The organism is Puia sp. P3 (genome assembly GCF_050632245.1).
Classification (GTDB): Bacteria; Bacteroidota; Bacteroidia; order Chitinophagales; family Chitinophagaceae; genus Puia.
This window is the reverse complement of record NZ_CP192583.1, coordinates 5,421,944-5,437,292: the sequence shown is the minus strand read 5'-3', so window position 1 is coordinate 5,437,292 and position 15,349 is coordinate 5,421,944. Positions and strand designations below refer to the sequence as shown.

Annotated in this window: 21 protein-coding genes and 1 pseudogene; 14 read left to right on the top strand and 8 right to left on the bottom strand. The window is 53.4% G+C overall.

Annotated elements, in window-relative coordinates; genetic code table 11:
- The first annotated feature begins 106 nt into the window (after positions 1–106).
- From ACQ86N_RS34175 to ACQ86N_RS34130, 10 genes are all read left to right on the top strand, one after another.
- Positions 107–445: a hypothetical protein gene (locus tag ACQ86N_RS34175; RefSeq protein WP_431210956.1), complete on the top strand. Its 339-nt coding sequence runs from the start codon at positions 107–109 to the stop codon at positions 443–445.
- 39 nt (positions 446–484) lie between these two features.
- A complete protein-coding gene (locus tag ACQ86N_RS34170; RefSeq protein WP_431210955.1) occupies positions 485–658 on the top strand; it encodes a hypothetical protein in 174 nt (57 codons plus the stop codon).
- A 190-nt stretch (positions 659–848) separates the two neighbouring features.
- Positions 849–1,640, top strand: coding sequence for a helix-turn-helix domain-containing protein (locus ACQ86N_RS34165; RefSeq protein WP_431210954.1), 792 nt, complete (start codon positions 849–851; stop codon positions 1,638–1,640).
- Between the two features lie 102 nt (positions 1,641–1,742).
- On the top strand, positions 1,743–3,026 hold the full coding sequence (locus ACQ86N_RS34160) for an aspartyl protease family protein (RefSeq protein ID WP_431210953.1): 1,284 nt from the start codon (positions 1,743–1,745) through the stop codon (positions 3,024–3,026).
- 147 nt (positions 3,027–3,173) lie between these two features.
- Entirely contained in the window at positions 3,174–4,523 is a 1,350-nt protein-coding gene (locus ACQ86N_RS34155; protein WP_431210952.1) for an ABC transporter permease, read from the top strand.
- A gap of 178 nt (positions 4,524–4,701) precedes the next feature.
- Entirely contained in the window at positions 4,702–5,631 is a 930-nt protein-coding gene (locus ACQ86N_RS34150; RefSeq protein WP_431210951.1) for an ABC transporter permease, read from the top strand.
- A gap of 204 nt (positions 5,632–5,835) precedes the next feature.
- On the top strand, positions 5,836–7,266 hold the full coding sequence (locus ACQ86N_RS34145; protein ID WP_431210950.1) for an ABC transporter permease: 1,431 nt from the start codon (positions 5,836–5,838) through the stop codon (positions 7,264–7,266).
- The gene (locus ACQ86N_RS34140) at positions 7,229–8,077 is read left to right on the top strand and encodes an ABC transporter permease (RefSeq protein ID WP_431210949.1); all 849 of its coding nucleotides are present in this window, start codon (positions 7,229–7,231) and stop codon (positions 8,075–8,077) included. Before ACQ86N_RS34145 ends, ACQ86N_RS34140 begins: the two co-directional genes overlap by 38 nt.
- A complete protein-coding gene (locus ACQ86N_RS34135) occupies positions 8,059–8,265 on the top strand; it encodes an ABC transporter permease (RefSeq protein WP_431210948.1) in 207 nt (68 codons plus the stop codon). The genes ACQ86N_RS34140 and ACQ86N_RS34135 overlap by 19 nt, the downstream gene beginning before the upstream one ends.
- A gap of 60 nt (positions 8,266–8,325) precedes the next feature.
- Positions 8,326–8,937, top strand: a complete 612-nt coding sequence (locus ACQ86N_RS34130; protein WP_431210947.1) for a DUF1684 domain-containing protein — start codon at positions 8,326–8,328, stop codon at positions 8,935–8,937.
- Between the two features lie 63 nt (positions 8,938–9,000).
- On the opposite strand, the gene ACQ86N_RS34125 is transcribed toward ACQ86N_RS34130, so the two are convergent.
- From ACQ86N_RS34125 to ACQ86N_RS34100, 6 genes and pseudogenes are all read right to left on the bottom strand, one after another.
- The gene (locus ACQ86N_RS34125; RefSeq protein ID WP_431210946.1) at positions 9,001–9,150 is read right to left on the bottom strand and encodes a hypothetical protein; all 150 of its coding nucleotides are present in this window, start codon (positions 9,148–9,150) and stop codon (positions 9,001–9,003) included.
- A gap of 9 nt (positions 9,151–9,159) precedes the next feature.
- Entirely contained in the window at positions 9,160–9,840 is a 681-nt protein-coding gene (locus ACQ86N_RS34120) for an ABC transporter permease (protein ID WP_431210945.1), read from the bottom strand.
- Complete coding sequence (locus ACQ86N_RS34115) at positions 9,837–10,697, bottom strand: FtsX-like permease family protein (protein ID WP_431217708.1); 861 nt, start codon at positions 10,695–10,697, stop codon at positions 9,837–9,839. Before ACQ86N_RS34115 ends, ACQ86N_RS34120 begins: the two co-directional genes overlap by 4 nt.
- A gap of 30 nt (positions 10,698–10,727) precedes the next feature.
- A pseudogene (locus tag ACQ86N_RS34110) lies at positions 10,728–10,862 on the bottom strand (hypothetical protein); the annotation flags it as partial.
- A gap of 11 nt (positions 10,863–10,873) precedes the next feature.
- Positions 10,874–11,092, bottom strand: coding sequence for a hypothetical protein (locus ACQ86N_RS34105; protein ID WP_431218021.1), 219 nt, complete (start codon positions 11,090–11,092; stop codon positions 10,874–10,876).
- Positions 11,093–11,142: 50 nt separating this feature from the next.
- On the bottom strand, positions 11,143–11,454 hold the full coding sequence (locus tag ACQ86N_RS34100; protein ID WP_431210944.1) for an ABC transporter permease: 312 nt from the start codon (positions 11,452–11,454) through the stop codon (positions 11,143–11,145).
- A gap of 137 nt (positions 11,455–11,591) precedes the next feature.
- Here ACQ86N_RS34100 and ACQ86N_RS34095 point away from each other — a divergent pair, with 137 nt between their 5' ends.
- Both ACQ86N_RS34095 and ACQ86N_RS34090 read left to right on the top strand, forming a co-directional pair.
- Complete coding sequence (locus ACQ86N_RS34095) at positions 11,592–11,960, top strand: hypothetical protein (protein ID WP_431210943.1); 369 nt, start codon at positions 11,592–11,594, stop codon at positions 11,958–11,960.
- Positions 11,961–12,225: 265 nt separating this feature from the next.
- The gene (locus tag ACQ86N_RS34090; RefSeq protein ID WP_431210942.1) at positions 12,226–12,519 is read left to right on the top strand and encodes a hypothetical protein; all 294 of its coding nucleotides are present in this window, start codon (positions 12,226–12,228) and stop codon (positions 12,517–12,519) included.
- Positions 12,520–12,524: 5 nt separating this feature from the next.
- Here ACQ86N_RS34090 and ACQ86N_RS34085 read toward each other — a convergent pair whose 3' ends face one another.
- Complete coding sequence (locus ACQ86N_RS34085) at positions 12,525–13,952, bottom strand: cellulase family glycosylhydrolase (RefSeq protein ID WP_431210941.1); 1,428 nt, start codon at positions 13,950–13,952, stop codon at positions 12,525–12,527.
- A gap of 88 nt (positions 13,953–14,040) precedes the next feature.
- Between ACQ86N_RS34085 and ACQ86N_RS34080 the strand changes: the two genes are divergently transcribed.
- A complete protein-coding gene (locus tag ACQ86N_RS34080) occupies positions 14,041–14,466 on the top strand; it encodes a YybH family protein (RefSeq protein WP_431210940.1) in 426 nt (141 codons plus the stop codon).
- A gap of 16 nt (positions 14,467–14,482) precedes the next feature.
- Here the strand turns inward: ACQ86N_RS34080 and ACQ86N_RS34075 are convergent, their stop codons facing one another.
- Complete coding sequence (locus ACQ86N_RS34075) at positions 14,483–14,758, bottom strand: hypothetical protein (RefSeq protein WP_431210939.1); 276 nt, start codon at positions 14,756–14,758, stop codon at positions 14,483–14,485.
- Positions 14,759–14,848: 90 nt separating this feature from the next.
- On the opposite strand from ACQ86N_RS34075, the gene ACQ86N_RS34070 reads away from it, so the two are divergent.
- Positions 14,849–15,241: a hypothetical protein gene (locus tag ACQ86N_RS34070; RefSeq protein WP_431210938.1), complete on the top strand. Its 393-nt coding sequence runs from the start codon at positions 14,849–14,851 to the stop codon at positions 15,239–15,241.
- Positions 15,242–15,349 lie beyond the last annotated feature (108 nt).

The window sequence follows — 15,349 nt, the reverse complement described above, 5'->3', positions numbered from 1 at the left end:
ATATATGATTTTCAGGTGGTTTTGGTTTCGGTGAGGGCCATTTCCCGTGGCAGACGTTTTGCATAGTTGTCGTCGCACACCCCTTAATAACTTAAAATTGTTACTTATGAAAAGGACAAGTATTGTTATGCCGGCAATAGTAATATTGCTATTGTCAGGACTGGTTTTACCACGAATAGTAATGGCGCAGGACGAGTCACAGGAGAGAATAATCAGGGACAGTAAAGAGGCCAAGGCCCATTTTCTCAAATCGGACCCATCGATGGAAAATCTTTTTAAGCACGCTGCGGGATATGCCATATTTCCGAATATAGGCAAGGGTGCGGTGGCTGTCGGCGGAAGCTGCGGGCAGAGGAGCAGTATTTCAAAGAGGATTGGAAGTCGGTACGGCCCAGATGGTGCAGGTGACTGTGGGTGCCCAGGCCGGAGGGCAGGCTTACCGTGAAATTATCTTTTTGAAAACAAGGAGGCGTTGGACCGTTTCATGGACAACAAGGTCGAATTTAGCGGGCAGGCTTCGGCAATCGCTGTCAAGGCTGGCGCTTCTGCCAATGCAAATTATAGAAATGGGGTAGTTGTGTTTTCGCAGGAAAAGGGCGGGTTGATGCTGGAGGCTTCGTTAGGAGGACAGAAGTTCACGTACAAAAAATTGAAATAATCGTTCAGGTTTTTGACGGAGCCGTCGAGGTGATCGGCGGCTTTTTTATTTTGATTGGGATCGGGATCCGTGCTGGGGAGGCAGGGGAGTATTGGGAATGCGGACAAAGTGCCGGGAAGTAGGGAGCAGAGTATTGTTTGTATATAGGGCCAGGTGTTGGGAAGTAGGTTGGTTTTGAGTATTTTGTAGCATGAATCGTCGCGCCGACATGGATTTTGAGTATACTGAAATTCCGCCTACGGGACTGCTGAAGAAGTATATAAAGCATTTTTATATTTTTAATAGCAGGGATACTAGTCCCGAGCGGATCCTGCCGCTGGGCAATGTGGAAATTACCGTGAGTGTGGGCGATGGCGGGAATAATGTTCTGATCACAAACATGGGTACCCAATCCTATTTTGTAGTGCCGAGCGCGTTGAAGAGGATGGTCGGGATTAGTCTGCAGCCGTGGGGATTGTACGGCCTGCTGAGGATTTCGCCGGCTGAAATTGCCAATAGCAAAATTCCGCTGGAGGACGTTTTGCCCCCTCATTTCCGGGAACTGGTACATCGGGTCCAGGACAACGACGATCCAGGCAGGATCATTGCCACGCTTCAACATTATCTTCTTCGGCATGGAGAAGACCGGGGCCATGAAATGATCGGGGATGCCGTATCCATTATAGATAAATATCGAGGTCAGTTGCAGCTGTCTGATCTTTTTAAGCGCTATTATCTTTCGCCCCGCAGGCTGGAGCAGCTGTTCGATCGGTCTGTCGGCATGTCTGTAAAGAAGTATAGCCGTCTCAAACGGTTTCATTTCGCTGTCACCCAATTAAAGAAGGATACCCATCTGACGGCGCTTGCGCTGAATGCCGGTTATTATGATCAGTCCCATTTTATCCATGAGTTCGGGGAGTTTGCAGGCGTGAGCCCGCGCGTTTTTCTTAAGGAGAGTAATACGTTGAATTTAATCAATGCGCGCAGCTGGTTTGGGAAATGAGGTTTGACCGGTGGGGTAGGCGCGGGAGCTCGGGTTGCCGGTCGTCAAAATTTCGTTTTTTTACAATTTCGTCTCTTGCGGATGGTCGTTATTTGCCCTGAAATGCAAAAGATCTGTCTGTTACTCGCTATTCTGGTGGTGGGTTGTCACCCTAAGGACGACTCTGCCCTGACCCATCGTCTGCAGGCTCTGCTGGACGCCAAAGAGTATTTCAAACTGGAAAACCAATATAAAGCAGCAAAGAATGATCTGACCCCCGGGAACAGGCGTTACTTCGCTGCCTTTCTCTACAATGCATTCAATCAGAACGAAGCCTGTGTTGCTGCCGTGGACACGGCTCTCGGCGAGCCGTTCCCCGACTCTGTCCGGGCCAAACTGCTTTTGCTGCAAGGGGACAGTTATTTCAAACTCGGCCAGTATGCCAGGGCCGCACATACTGACAGCGCGGTCATCGGGGCCGGAGCGGTTGACACCAGCCAGTTGAAGGATGTGAAGAACGAGCTGCTGATCCGAAATGCGCTGAAGGGGACGCCTGCGCAGCAAAGGGTTGTTGGGGATAGTACGACCGTCCGCTGGGCGAAAGATGCGATCGGGCTGATCGAGGTTCCTGTTATTGCCGGGGGACAGGCGGTGGATGCCATTTTCGACACGCGGGCCAATATTTCCTCGATCACGAAGACGTATGCCGGAAAATTGCATTTGCGGCTGTTCGATGTGAGTTATACGGAGGGATCCGGTATTACGGGCATTGAGTTCAAGGTTGGGCTTGGTGTCGCGGATAGTCTTTATATCGGGAAGCTGCTGGTCAGGAATGTCGTTTTTCAGGTAATGCCGGATTCGATATTGTATATCGCTCCGATCAAGTTTCAGCTGAATGTTATTTTGGGTTTTCCGCTGATTGCGGGGTTGGATGAAGTGAAGTTTTATAAAGATGGAAGGCTGATTATTCCAGAAAGGGAGGCCGGGGATGGACAAGGTTTCGGGGTGGATAGCGGGGGCCACAATCTTGCCATGGATGGGCTGGACCCGGTGCTGGCGCTGATAACGGAAAAGGACACGCTGAGTTACCATTTCGATACGGGAGCGGGGACGAGCATACTTTATGCCGGCTATTTTCATAAGTATGAGGGTATGATCCGGCAGTCGGCGATCAAAAAGAGTCAGTCGTTCGGCGGGGCCGGCGGCGTCGAGAAAAAGGATGTTTATATCCTGCCATCCATACGGCTTACCCTTGGAAAGAAGACTGTTGCGGTTGATAGTGTCAGTGTCCTTACTGATAAGATATTTCCCGGGGAGAAGTTGTATGGCAATATCGGCCGGGATTTTATGAACCAGTTCGATGAGCTAATTTTTAATTTCCGGGATATGTATGTGAGGGGAAGGTAGGATTCCGGTGTACGGCGAGGGTGGCAGGCGAACAGTTGTTGTATCGATATCAGACGGTCTTGATAGTTGAGGTGGTTGTATGTGATTGGTATTTAGTTCGTTATATAGGTGGCAGGAAATTGGCTGGTTTCGGGCAAAGACTGTGGTATGCTGAAAAATTACTTCAAGATCGCCTGGCGCAATATTACCAGACATAAAGGATTTACTCTCATAAATGTCTTGGGACTCTCTCTTGGGATCTGCGCCAGCCTCGTCATTTACCTCATCACAAGTTATGAGCTGAGCTATGATCGATTCCACCCGGATGGGGATCGGATCTACCGTATCGTGGCCAATCAGCGGGGTGATGATGGGAAAATGGGTTATATCGGAGGTATGAGTAATCCGCTGCCGATGGCGCTGCGCAGGGAGCTGACCGGATTTGAACGTGTTACGGAATTTCACAATTATTTTGCACGGGTTACGGTCCCTAACGGGAGCCACGAGCCGAAAATATTCGATCCGGCGAAGAGAGGGGAGGAGGCTTCGCCTATCATCATTGCGGAGCCGCAGTATTTCGACATCTTCAACTACCAGTGGCTGGAAGGCAGTCCGGCGGCGGCGTTGAGCGAGCCGTACAAGGTGGTGCTCTCGAGGAGCGAGGTCTATAAGTATTTTGGCCCCGGGCAGCTGGGGCGGGTCATCGGCAGGCAGGTCGTCTACAAGGATGTTTTTGCCAATGATTCCCTTCAGCTAACGGTCGCGGGTGTTGTTGAGGACTGGGCTGGACATAGCGATTTCGGATTTAAAGACTTTATTTCCTTTGCGACTATTGAGCATAGCTGGTTGAAGGAAATGATACATATGGATAACTGGGGTAACTGGAATCCAAGTGCGCAGGGTTTTGTGAAGCTGGCGAAAGGGGTTGAGGCGGCGCAGGTCGAAAAGCAATTTCCAGCCGCTGTCGCGGCGCATGTTCCGTCGTATCCGGGGTGGCATACGTCTCTGGTCCTGCAACCCCTAAAAGACATCCATTTCAACAGCGATTACCGGGACACCTACTCGAGGCATGCTCATTTGCCGACGCTGTATGCGCTGATGGGGATCGCCCTTTTCATTCTGCTGATCGCTGCGGTGAATTTTGTCAATTTGTCTACAGCGCAATCCCTGCAGCGGGCTAAGGAGATCGGTGTTAGGAAGGTGTTGGGAGGAAGTAAGGTCAGCCTTCGGGTACAGTTCCTGGTGGAAACTTTTTTGGTGACGGCTGCTGCGGCGGTGCTTGCCGTTGTGCTGGCAGGTCCCGCGCTTCATTTTTCGCGCCAATTTATTCCGGCGGGCGTCGCCCTGAACCTGTCTGATCCAGCGACTGTTGGGTTTTTGTTGCTGATTGTCATTATGACGGCGCTACTGGCCGGATTCTATCCCGCAAAGGTTCTGTCGGCCTATTCGCCGGTCCTGAACTTAAGGGGTAGCGGCACGCAAGGGGCGGATAAGAGCGGTTTTTTCGGCGGGTGCTGATCGTGTTTCAGTTCACGATCTCTCTTAGTTTCATCATGGGGGCTTTTGTCATAGGCAATCAGATCCGGTATATTCAAAACAAGGATCTTGGATTTAAGAAGGACGAGATCATCACGTTGCGGACGGGGTGGGGGGATCCCGTCGATCATGTCAGGCTTCTGGCCGAACGGCTAAGGGGGTGCCCTCGGTCGTGTCGGTCAGTACGCATCTCGAAACACCGGCAGCAAAGGGTCATTCCAATACCTGGCTGAAAAGGCTGGACGTGCCGGAATCAAAAGTAGGCGCCGACTATGAGATGTGTGACGAGAACTATATTCCGTTGTTCGGGTTGAAGATTGTGGCGGGGCGGAATATCGCGCATTCGGATACTGTGCGGGAATTCCTGGTGAATGAAACGATGGCTGCGGGGCTTGGGTTTAAACGGGTCGGGGATGCTGTAGGAAAGCCCGTGCAGACTGGGATGAACGAAGGAAAGGGATATATTGTCGGTGTAGTGAAGGATTTTCATTCGAAATCATTGCATGATCTGATCACGCCATTCTTTATGAGCTCGGATATACGAAGTGAAAGGGCGGTCAGTGTTAAGCTTGCGGCTGCGGGGTTGCAGTCCGGTTCGGTGCTCGCGAGGATCGGGAAAGTGTGGAAGGATGTCTATCCGGAGGAGAAATTCGAATACCGATTTTTCGACGAGACTGTTGCCCGGTTGTATGCCGAAGAAAAAGCGACGGCGGGGCTTATGAATACTGCGGTGGTTGTGGCCATATTTATTTCCTGTATGGGTTTGTTTGGGCTCGCGACTTTTTCCGCGCAGCGGCGTACGAAGGAGATCGGGATCCGCAAGATACTTGGAGCGAGTGTGGTGAATATTGCGTCGATGCTTTCGGGTGAGTTCCTGAAACTGGTTGTGATCGCTATTTTGATCGCGTCGCCGGTTGCGTATTATTTCTCCCGTCGTTGGCTTAATGATTTTGCGTACAGGGTCCCGGTTAGCGGCTGGGTATTTGTGATGGCTGGGATGTTTGCTGTAGGGATTGCTTTGCTGACGGTGAGTTATCAGGCGATTCGGGCGGCGACTGCCAATCCGGTGAAGAGTTTGAGGACGGAGTAAAAGGAAAACTTTTAATGGTGGGGTGAGTTGTATAGGAGATCTTTTGTATGCCCGATGTGCCCACGACGCGCATCCTGGCGGTTGGTAGCCTACCCGCTCCTCTGACGCCTGAAGAAAGTGGTTCGGCAGGTGGGTGGAGATTTATTTTTGCTCTGCTGAAACATTGGGAGGGATCGTGTCGTCCAATGGGCAAAAGCCGTCTGTATGCTCAAAAATTTCTGGAAGATCGCGCTTCGCCAGCTGGGAAAGCAAAAATTCTATTCCGCCGTGAAGATTGGAGGATTTGCCCTTGGGATCGCCGCCTGTCTGCTGATCGGATTGTACATCCACACTCAGCTGAGCTATGACCGGGGGTTCCCGGGGGCAGACCGGCTCTACCGACTAACGGGGTATTTGAACGATAACGGGAAGGTTCGTAAAGGGTCGGGCTGGCAGGCGCCCTTTGCGCAGGCGCTGAAGGACGAGTTTCCGGAGGTGGAGAGGACGGCCCGGCTGATGTCGTCCCCTTTGTTCTATGGCGCCGGCAACAATCAGTTGCGGCCTATCGAAAGCACTCAGGACAGCTATGAACAGGGGTTTACTTATGCGGATTCCAGTCTGCCCGATCTGTTCAATTTTAAGATGATCTATGGGGACCGGTCCAGGGCGTTGCGCGAGCCGCAGACAATGATACTTTCGAAGAGCAAGGCGGAGAAGTTCTATCCGGCCCAGAATCCGGTGGGAAGGCAGGTTATTCTCAACGATGACAGGGAGCATCCGTGGACCATCGGCGGGGTGATGCAGGACGCTCCCGAAAATACCCATCTGCAGTTCGACTATTATCTTTCACTGACGGGTCACGAACTCTGGAAAGGAGAGCAGCAGACCTGGATGGCCAGCAACTATGATATTTACCTGCTGCTGCGTGCGGATGCTGACGCGAAAAGGCTGGGGGACCGGGTGACGCTGATCACTAAAAAATATTGGATCCCCGCGATGGTGCAAAGCGGTCAGCCGGATGCGCAGCATGTCCTGGACAAGTTGGGCTTTACGCTCCAGCCGGTGTCGGACATCCATGGGACGGCGGATATGGAGGACCATATACCGCATGTGGACAGGAAATATCTGTGGTTGTTCGGGGCGATCGGCGTGTTTGTACTGCTGCTGGCCAGCATCAATTTTATCAATCTGTCTACGGCGCGAAGCGCGAACCGGAGCAAAGGAAGTGGGTGTGCGAAAGGTAGCGGGCTCGGACCGCCAGGGACTGGTCCGGCAATTTCTGCTGGAGTCGATCGTGACCAGTGGTTTTTCTTTGCTGCTGGCGATAGGTCTGGCTGCGGTGTTGCTACCCTTCTTCAATATGCTGGCGGGAACTTCGATGCGTTTCCCTGGACGGCGTGGTGGCTGGTCCCGGGCGCAGTTGCGGCGGCGGTGCTGATCGGATTGATCGCCGGATTGTATCCTGCATTTTATCTTTCGGCTTTCCGTCCTGTGCAGGTGTTAAAGGGAGATATCAGCCGCGGCGCCCGGCATTCGGGGCTTCGCAGCGGGCTGGTGGTGTTCCAGTTCGCGACTTCGGTAGTGCTGATCATTGCGACGATTGTCGTATATGGGCGAGATGCATTTTATACTGAATTCCAAAATGGGTTTCAATAAGGACCAGGTGATACTGATCGAGGGGACGGGGAGTTTGGATAAGCGGCTTCCTGCCTTCAAGAACGAGCTGCTTAAGCTGTCGGGAGTTCAGGCCGTGTCGAACAGTGATTTTCTGCCGATCAGTGGTCGTAAACGCAACGGGAATACGATGTACCGGGTGGGCAGGGAGAAGCTGGATCCTGGGACGATGGTGCAAATGTGGAATGTGGATGGAGATTATTTAAAAGTAATGGGGATCAAGCTGGCTGAAGGCAGGAATTTCTCTCCCAGCCTGGGCTCCGACTCGCAGGCGGCGATCATCAATATGGCGATGGTCCGTAAAATGGGGCTGAAGCACGCGGTGGGGGAAAGGATCAACTGGGGACAGGGACAGGGCGTACCGATCATCGGAGTGGTGGAAGATTTTAATTATGAATCGGTCAAACAGGAGATCGGCCCGCTGGTGATGATGCTGGGCAGCTGGACGACTACGGTCGCGGTGAGGACCAATACTTCAGACATCAGGGGCTTGCTTGGCGGCCTGGACCGGATCTGGCACAAATTTGCTCCTCAGCAGAGTTTGCGTTACGATTTTCTGGACGAGAGTTTTGAACATATGTACACGGACGTGCGGCAGACGGGAAATATTTTCACGTCGCTGGCGACGCTGGCGGTTTGCATTGCCTGTCTGGGATTGTTTGCGTTGTCGGCCTTTATGGCGGAGCAGCGGAGAAAGGAGATGGGGATCCGAAAGGTGCTGGGTGCTTCGGTAATGGAGGTGGCGGGGTTGCTGACCAGAGATTTTTGCGGCTGGTGGCGCTTGCAGTTGTGATCGGTTGTCCGGTTGCCTGGTGGATGATGAGCTGGTGGTTGCGGGATTATGTTTACCGGATGACGATGGGGGCGGGTATTTTTATAGGTGCTGCGGTGTTGGTGATGGTGATTGCGTTGCTGACTGTTGGCTGGCAGGCATTGAAGGCGGGTACGACGAATCCGGCGGGGGTGTTGAGGGCGGAGTAAGGGACCCGGGGTCGGGCGGGGTGGCCCAGGGGGTGCGGGAAATATGACTATATTCGTCTTATGAAAATGAGTTTGTTCAGTTTGCGACTTCTTTTGTCGGTGGTGCTTGTCGGCGGGGTGCGGGTTTCGTGGGCGCAGTCGGCATATATGGACTCTTTGGAGAAGTGGCGTAAGAATTATGTTGAGACGCATGATGTGCTGAAAACGCGGGAAGAGCGTAGTCTGTTACGGTTCTATCCTGTTGACCGCGACTACAGTGTGGATTGCTCTTTTGAAAGGCTGGCCGACAGCGCGTGGTTTGAGATGCCGACGTCGGGAAAAACGAAGACGGCGCGGAAATATGGTCGGCTTACGTTCAGGTTGCATGATACGACGATGCATTTGGTCGTTTTTCAGCTGCAGAAGCTGCTGGCGAAGGCGGAGACGAAGGATTATTTATTTGTGGGATTTTTGGATGTGACGAGTGCTGTGGATACGTATGGCGCCGGCCGATATATTGATTGCATGATCGGAGATATTCGCGGCGGGAGGATGGTCCTTGATTTTAATAAAGCCTATAATCCCAGTTGTGCGTATGCGACGGGATATAATTGTCCTATTCCTCCGAGAGAGAATGATCTGCCGGTGGCGATATTGGCCGGGGAGAAGAATTATGGCGGGAAGGTCCACTAGTGGGGGGGACGGCGGCACCGGTGTGGGTCGGGCGGCACTAGTTGGGGGGACGCTCGCCGGGGGTTACTCGTTGCGCAGTGACTGGATCGGGTTGGCTTTGGCGGCTCTGATGGACTGCCAGCTGATGGTTACCAGCGCGATGGCCGGGGCGATCAGGGCGGACTCTATAAAGACGACGGGGCCGATGGTGATCCTGTAAGCGAAGCCCTGCAACCCGCTGGGTCATTGCCCACCAGCAGAGGGGATCGCCAGTGCGGCGGCCAGGAGCACGAGTTTGATGAAATCCTGAGAGAGGAGCACGACTATTCCCGACACTGACGAGCCCAGGACTTTGCGGATGCCTATTTCCTTTACCCGTTGCTGCGCCATGAAGGTCGACAGGCCGAAGAGGCCGAGGCAGGCGATGCCGATGGCCAGCAGGGAAAATAGTGTGAAAAGTTGGCCGAAATGGCGTTCGGCCTCGTATTGTGCGCCGAACGACTCGTCGAGGAAATGATAGAGGAAGGGACGCTGGGGCGCAACTTTGTCCCAGGTCTTTTTCAGGCCTGCAATGGTGGCGGGAATATCGTCTCCTTTGACTGCAACGGAGATGCGGTTAAGGGTGAAGGGATAGCCATATCTTAGCGTTAGTGGCTCTACCGCCTGGTGGAGTGAGCGGAAATTGAAGTCTTTTAGGACGCCGATGACGGTGCCTTTTCTTCCCCGCTGGTCGAATTTTTTGCCGACTGCGTCGGCCGGGTTTGTATAGCCAAATGACCTTGCCGCCGCCTCATTGATGACCATGGATTGAGCGCTGTCCGTCGTGTATGACCGGGAATAAGCCCTGCCGGCCACCAGCGGGATATGATAGGTCGGAATGAAGTCGAAGTCGATCTCGTAGAGCAGGGGGCCCACGTTGATCATTTGACCGCCGGGCGCACGGAACTGGCTGCCTGCGTTGGGAAGAATTCTCCGGGAACTGCGCGGGAGGCGGCCACGGAAACTACTCCTTTCACGCCCGCAAGGGCCTGTTTTACCGAATTGATCTCCTGCTGGACCTTTCCGTCTCCTTCAAAATTCACGATCACCATCTGGTCTTTCTGAAAGCCGAGTTCGTGACGGTCTATGAATTTCAGTTGTGTAAAGACAATGGTCGTCGCCGCGATCAGCGCGATGGACAGCGAGAACTGGAAAACGACGAGGACCTTGCGAAATGAAATGCTGGCTCCGGATGGGTTGAATTTTCCCTTGAGCACAGCCAGCGGCCTGAATCCGGAAAGGAACCAGGCCGGATATATGCCTGCCATTACGCCTACAGCAACTGCGAATGCTATGATATACAGGAATGTCACCGGAGTAAGGAAATTTGTGTCCGAGAGTTGTTTGCCCGATAGTTTCTCGATCGAGGAGATGCCAAGCTTTGTCAGTGCGAGGGCAATCGCTGCGGCCGCAAGCGAGAGGAGTATGGACTCGAAAAGAAACTGCCACATCAGGCTGAAGGGACGTACGCCCAGTACTTTGCGTACGCCTACTTCTTTTGCCCGCTCGAGCGAGCGGGCGGTGGACAGGTTCATAAAGTTGATACAGGCGATCAGGATGATGAACAAAGCAATGCAGGAGAACAGATATACGTTGAGCATGCTGCCGGTGGGGCCGGGCTGTCTTTCCGCGACGGAATGGAGGTAGGCATCCGTCATCTTCTCAAAGGATATCACGTACCCTTTGTCGTCGGTGTTGCGTCTTTTGACAAATGCGTCGGCCTGGGCCTGGAGCGACTGTATATTGGCGTTTTCGTTCAGGAGAATGTATGTATAGAAATCGACATAGCCCCACCAGCTGAAGATCTCTGACCGTGCGTTTCTGGCGGTACTCATCGAGATCAGACCATTGAATGTAAACTGCGAATTGGGTGGTACGTCCTCCATGACGCCTGTGATAAGAAAATTATCGCCGTTGTCTACCCGAAGCGTCTGACCGACGGGGTTAGCGTCTCCAAAGAATTTTTCGCTACCGTCGTGGTAAGCACGATGCTGTTGGGATTGACCAGAGCAGTATGGGGATCTCCGTGGATCATCTTCCAGCTGAATAGGTCGAACGCGGAAGAGTCCATACAGAGCAGGTTGTCCTGCTGTATTCTTTTGTCGCCGCGTTGCAGCAGCAGGCTGACGGGGCTCATGAACCGGACCGTTTTTTCGATCTGGGGGAAATCGGCCTGAAGGGCCGGGCCTACCGGTGCACAGCCCCAGACGGAGTAGTCGTGGAGTGAGGGGTAGGAGGTTTTTCACCGTCCTGGACGTGGCGAAAGACCTGCAATACGCGGTAGATGCGGTCTTTTTTGGTATGGTACTGGTCGTAGGACCGCTCGTTATAGACGTAAAGGGTAATGACTATGCAGCAGGCCATGCCGATGGCCAGGCCGGTGATATTGATAAAGCTGTAGAATTTTTGTTTCTGCAGGTGGCGTAGGGCGATTTGGAGGAAGTGGCGGAGCATGGTCTGATGATTGTAGTGGTGGGTGTGCCGCCAAATGTGTGCCATTTCGGGGATGGCCATGGGATAGGGGAGGTTGGGAATTATGGGTGTCCGGAATCGGACAGGGGTTGTGCGGATATGATACAGCGGGGCTCCGCGGGGGGGGAGACGCGGAGTTCGGCAAGTTTTGCTAAATTCCGTGGATGAAATACCAGAAAACGATTGCCTTGTCCCTGATCCTGCTTTGTTCCGGCATTTCTGCCTTTTCACAGGTGCATGTATTTGAAGAGGGGGTTGTCTCTACGGGGGACTATGAGACGCATCCAGCTTTTTCGCCGGGGGGTGATACGCTGTATTTTTTGAAGGGTTTGCCGGACGCGAATTTTTTCTCTATTTGTGTCAGTTTTAAGCGTGGCGGGAAGTGGACAAGGCCCGTTGTGGCTCCGTTCTCGGGGCAGTATACGGATGCGGATCCGTTCGTGACGAAGGATGGTAAGACGCTTTATTTTGTTAGCAACCGACCTGTTGACGCCGGGGGCCGGTCAAGCCTGACTGGGATATCTGGAAAGTAGATATCGGTGCAACCGGATGGGGAAAGCCCGTCCACCTCGACAGTACCATCAACAGCAGCAGCAGCGAATATTTTCCGACAGTTGCGGATAATGGCGATCTGTATTTTGGTTCGGGTCGGAAGGGGGTAGGGGACGGTCGGATATTTATGTCGCGAAATGGGCAGACGGCAAATATGCCCAGCCGGAGAATCTGGGTGATTCGATCAACACCGCGGACAACGAGTATGAGCCTTATATTGCTCCGGACGAGAGTTATATCATCTTCATGGCGACGTATCCAAATGGCCTTGGCAATGCCGACTCTTTTATGAGTCGCCGGATCAATGGAATTTGGCGGAAGGCGCAGCGGTTGCCGGAGCCGATAAATTCATCCGCAACAGAATGGGGTGGTAAGATGACGCGGGATGGTAAGTATTTCTTTTTCGGCAGCAGCAGGAATAAAATCAACGACGTGTTGCCGGGGAGGGAGGATATGAATGCGTTCGACCGGCGGATGCATGGTGTGGGGAATGGGTTGGGGGATATATATTATGTGGAGAGGTCGGTTTTGGGGTTTTGATCTTTTTATTTCCCCATTACAATATAGGCCGGGCTTTCGGTGACTGTGAGGGTGATCGAGGTGGGGCCTGTTTGCTGCCATTGGGGTGTGGGGGCGGGATTGGCGGAGGTGGCCATGCCGATGACGCTTGTGGGTTTGGCGGGTAGTTGGGTGAGGGTTAGTTTGGCTGACCGGGGGTGGTAGCTGTCTTTTTCCTGGGTTTTGGCGCCGGTGGGGGACCAGGCGACCCAGATCTTTTTGGTTTTGTCGTTGCCCTGCTCGAATTCGTATACGAACAGATTGCCGGGTTGGCTGGTTACGATGCGGTGGAATCTATAGTTACCCAGTGTTTCGTAGAGTTGTTTGACTGCCCAGAATGACATTTTGGGCTGGAATTTTCGGGTTAGGCCGGAAGACCCGTGGAAGGAGGGTTCGTCTTCGTCATCATAGTCATAGATATAGGCGCGGTCCACGTCTCTGGTTGCCATGGCGAAGAAGGACCTCACCGGGTACTGCGCCTGCTCGAGGTCCGTGGCTCCCTGCCAGTTGAGGCGGAGCGCCCAGTCTTTTCGGTTCTGCATGGCGGCGGGGGTACAGGCGTCGTACCCGAATTCGGTTACCCACAGTCGTTTGCCTCTGGCGTGCTGGTTGCGCCATCTGATGGACTCGTCTACCTGCTGCATGTAGGTCAGCGAGGAATCTTCCGGGTAGCTGCAGTTCCAGGTGTTCTCCGAAGTCGCGGATCTGGGGAGTGTGGGATATGTATGTACGTTAATAACGTCATACAGTGGCAGGATATCCTTGTCGGCATAAATACTGTTGAGGTCCTGATAGTAGTCGTTCGCCGGCGCGGCCTGGACGGCGGGAGTGAGGATGAGCGCTTTTGGGTCGCCGGCTCTGATGCCCGACGCCATTTGTCTGAAGATAGTCGCGTAGTCGGCGGCGTCGATGCGTTTTCCCGGCTCGTTGCCGATCTCGAAGGAAGTGGCGAGTTTTTCTGTGCCCGAGGGGCCGAAGAATGCGGCCAGGCTTTTACCGTAATTATAAATCCATTTTTCTTTTCCTTTCCATTCGCTGACGGGGTATTGGTGGTTGTTGGCGAACTTTCCGAACTGCAGGCAAATATCGGTAGTGAAGCCTTGCTTTTTCCAGGGGCCGTATACGTCGTTCTTCCAGTTGACGTGGTTGGTCGTAGCGGGGATCGTTAGAGGGTCGCCGGGTTGTTTTGCGTCCCATTCGATATTGTGGTAGTTGCGGACCAGACGGCACAGCTTTCCGTAAAGTTCCGGCTTAAACGTAAAGTGGCCGTTTATGCCCATGAAATCGCTGAAGAGGGGTTTGTTGACGCCGGCTATTTCATTGACAGTCGCGGCTTTGGCGACTGATCCGCGGTGTGCGGAATAGAGAAAGGTTGCCGCTGCGATAAAGCAGATGCTCAGCAAAAAAAGTTTCACGAACGTCTCGTTTTGGGGTTAAATGGAATGTTAAGGTACGCCATTTGGGAGGATGTGCAATGGATTAGTTTTTGCATAGGCATTTGATATGAAAGTAGACACAGTGGTCCAATCGGGCGACGAGGCGGCGATCCGCGCTCTCGCGGACAGATTTGTTGCGGCGTTCAATGCGGGAGATATCGACGCGATGATGAAGAATTATATTCCGGACGAAAGCCTTGTGGTTTTCGACGTCGTGCCGAGAAAGCAGTATCTGGGGGCTGATGCATACAGGGCGGATTGGGTGGACTTTTTCTCTCATTTCAACGGAAGACCTAAGATTGAAATTACTGAACTGGGGATTACGGTGGAGGGCAATATCGGATTTAGTCACAGCAGGCAGCATGTGACCGGGACGGACAAGCAGGGGCGTCCGGTCGACCGATGGGTGCGTGTTACGGATGGTTACCGCAAGGTCGGGGGGAAATGGGTGATCGTGCAGGAACATGTTTCCGTGCCGGCGGAGTTGAAGTGACGGGGACGCGGGGTGTCTAGCCGCGCGGAGGAGGGATGCTGTGCAGGGCGACGCGGTTGCCTTCGGTGTCGATGAATACTGCCATATGTCCGTATTCCGGCGATATTTCTGTTTTTGGAACGACGATCTTTCCTCCTGCGGCTGTGATCTTGTCGAGGACGCGCTGGACGTCGGGATTGGCGTTGAGGTAGATGATGGGACCGTCTGTTTCGGAGGGTTTGTAGAAGCCGGGGGCGAGGGCGAGGGCGCCGCCGATGCCGGTCATCGGATCTTCGATGGGGAACATCCGCATCCGGATCTGGAGGATTTTTATCAGTACGATCCGGCACTGGACAAGTGGTCGAGGATTGCCGCTTTTCCCGGCAGCAGGAGAGAGGGTACGATGTCGTTTGTGATCGGACAGGGCGGTTATGTGTGTTCGGGGCTGAACTACGAGAGCGGGCAACCTACGGTGTATCTTACCGATCTCTGGCAATACAATGCTGTCGCCAATGCATGGGCGAAGAAGCTGGCCTTCCCGGCGAATGGGCGGGCGCATGGGGTTGGACTCAGCGGCCTGGGTTTTGGCTATGCCGGAACGGGTAGTGACAACAGCGGATTTTATAGGGATTTCTGGAAGTATAACGCTACCAGCAATGTATGGACGAGCCTGCCGAATATAGGGGCTGCGCGTGATCAGGCGGGACCTTTCTTTATCGGGAGGAATATCTATGTGGCGGGGGGAACTGCGGGGCTCGACGGACTGAAGGATTTCTGGACGCTTCATTTTTATTAGTCAAATAGTGATGCTGTGGCCGCTAAAGTTTCGGCGGCCTTTTTGTCCTTTTGGGGAGAGTGGGGTGGCGGCGGTTATGCCGTTTGTTAATATCAGGAAGGGATAGAC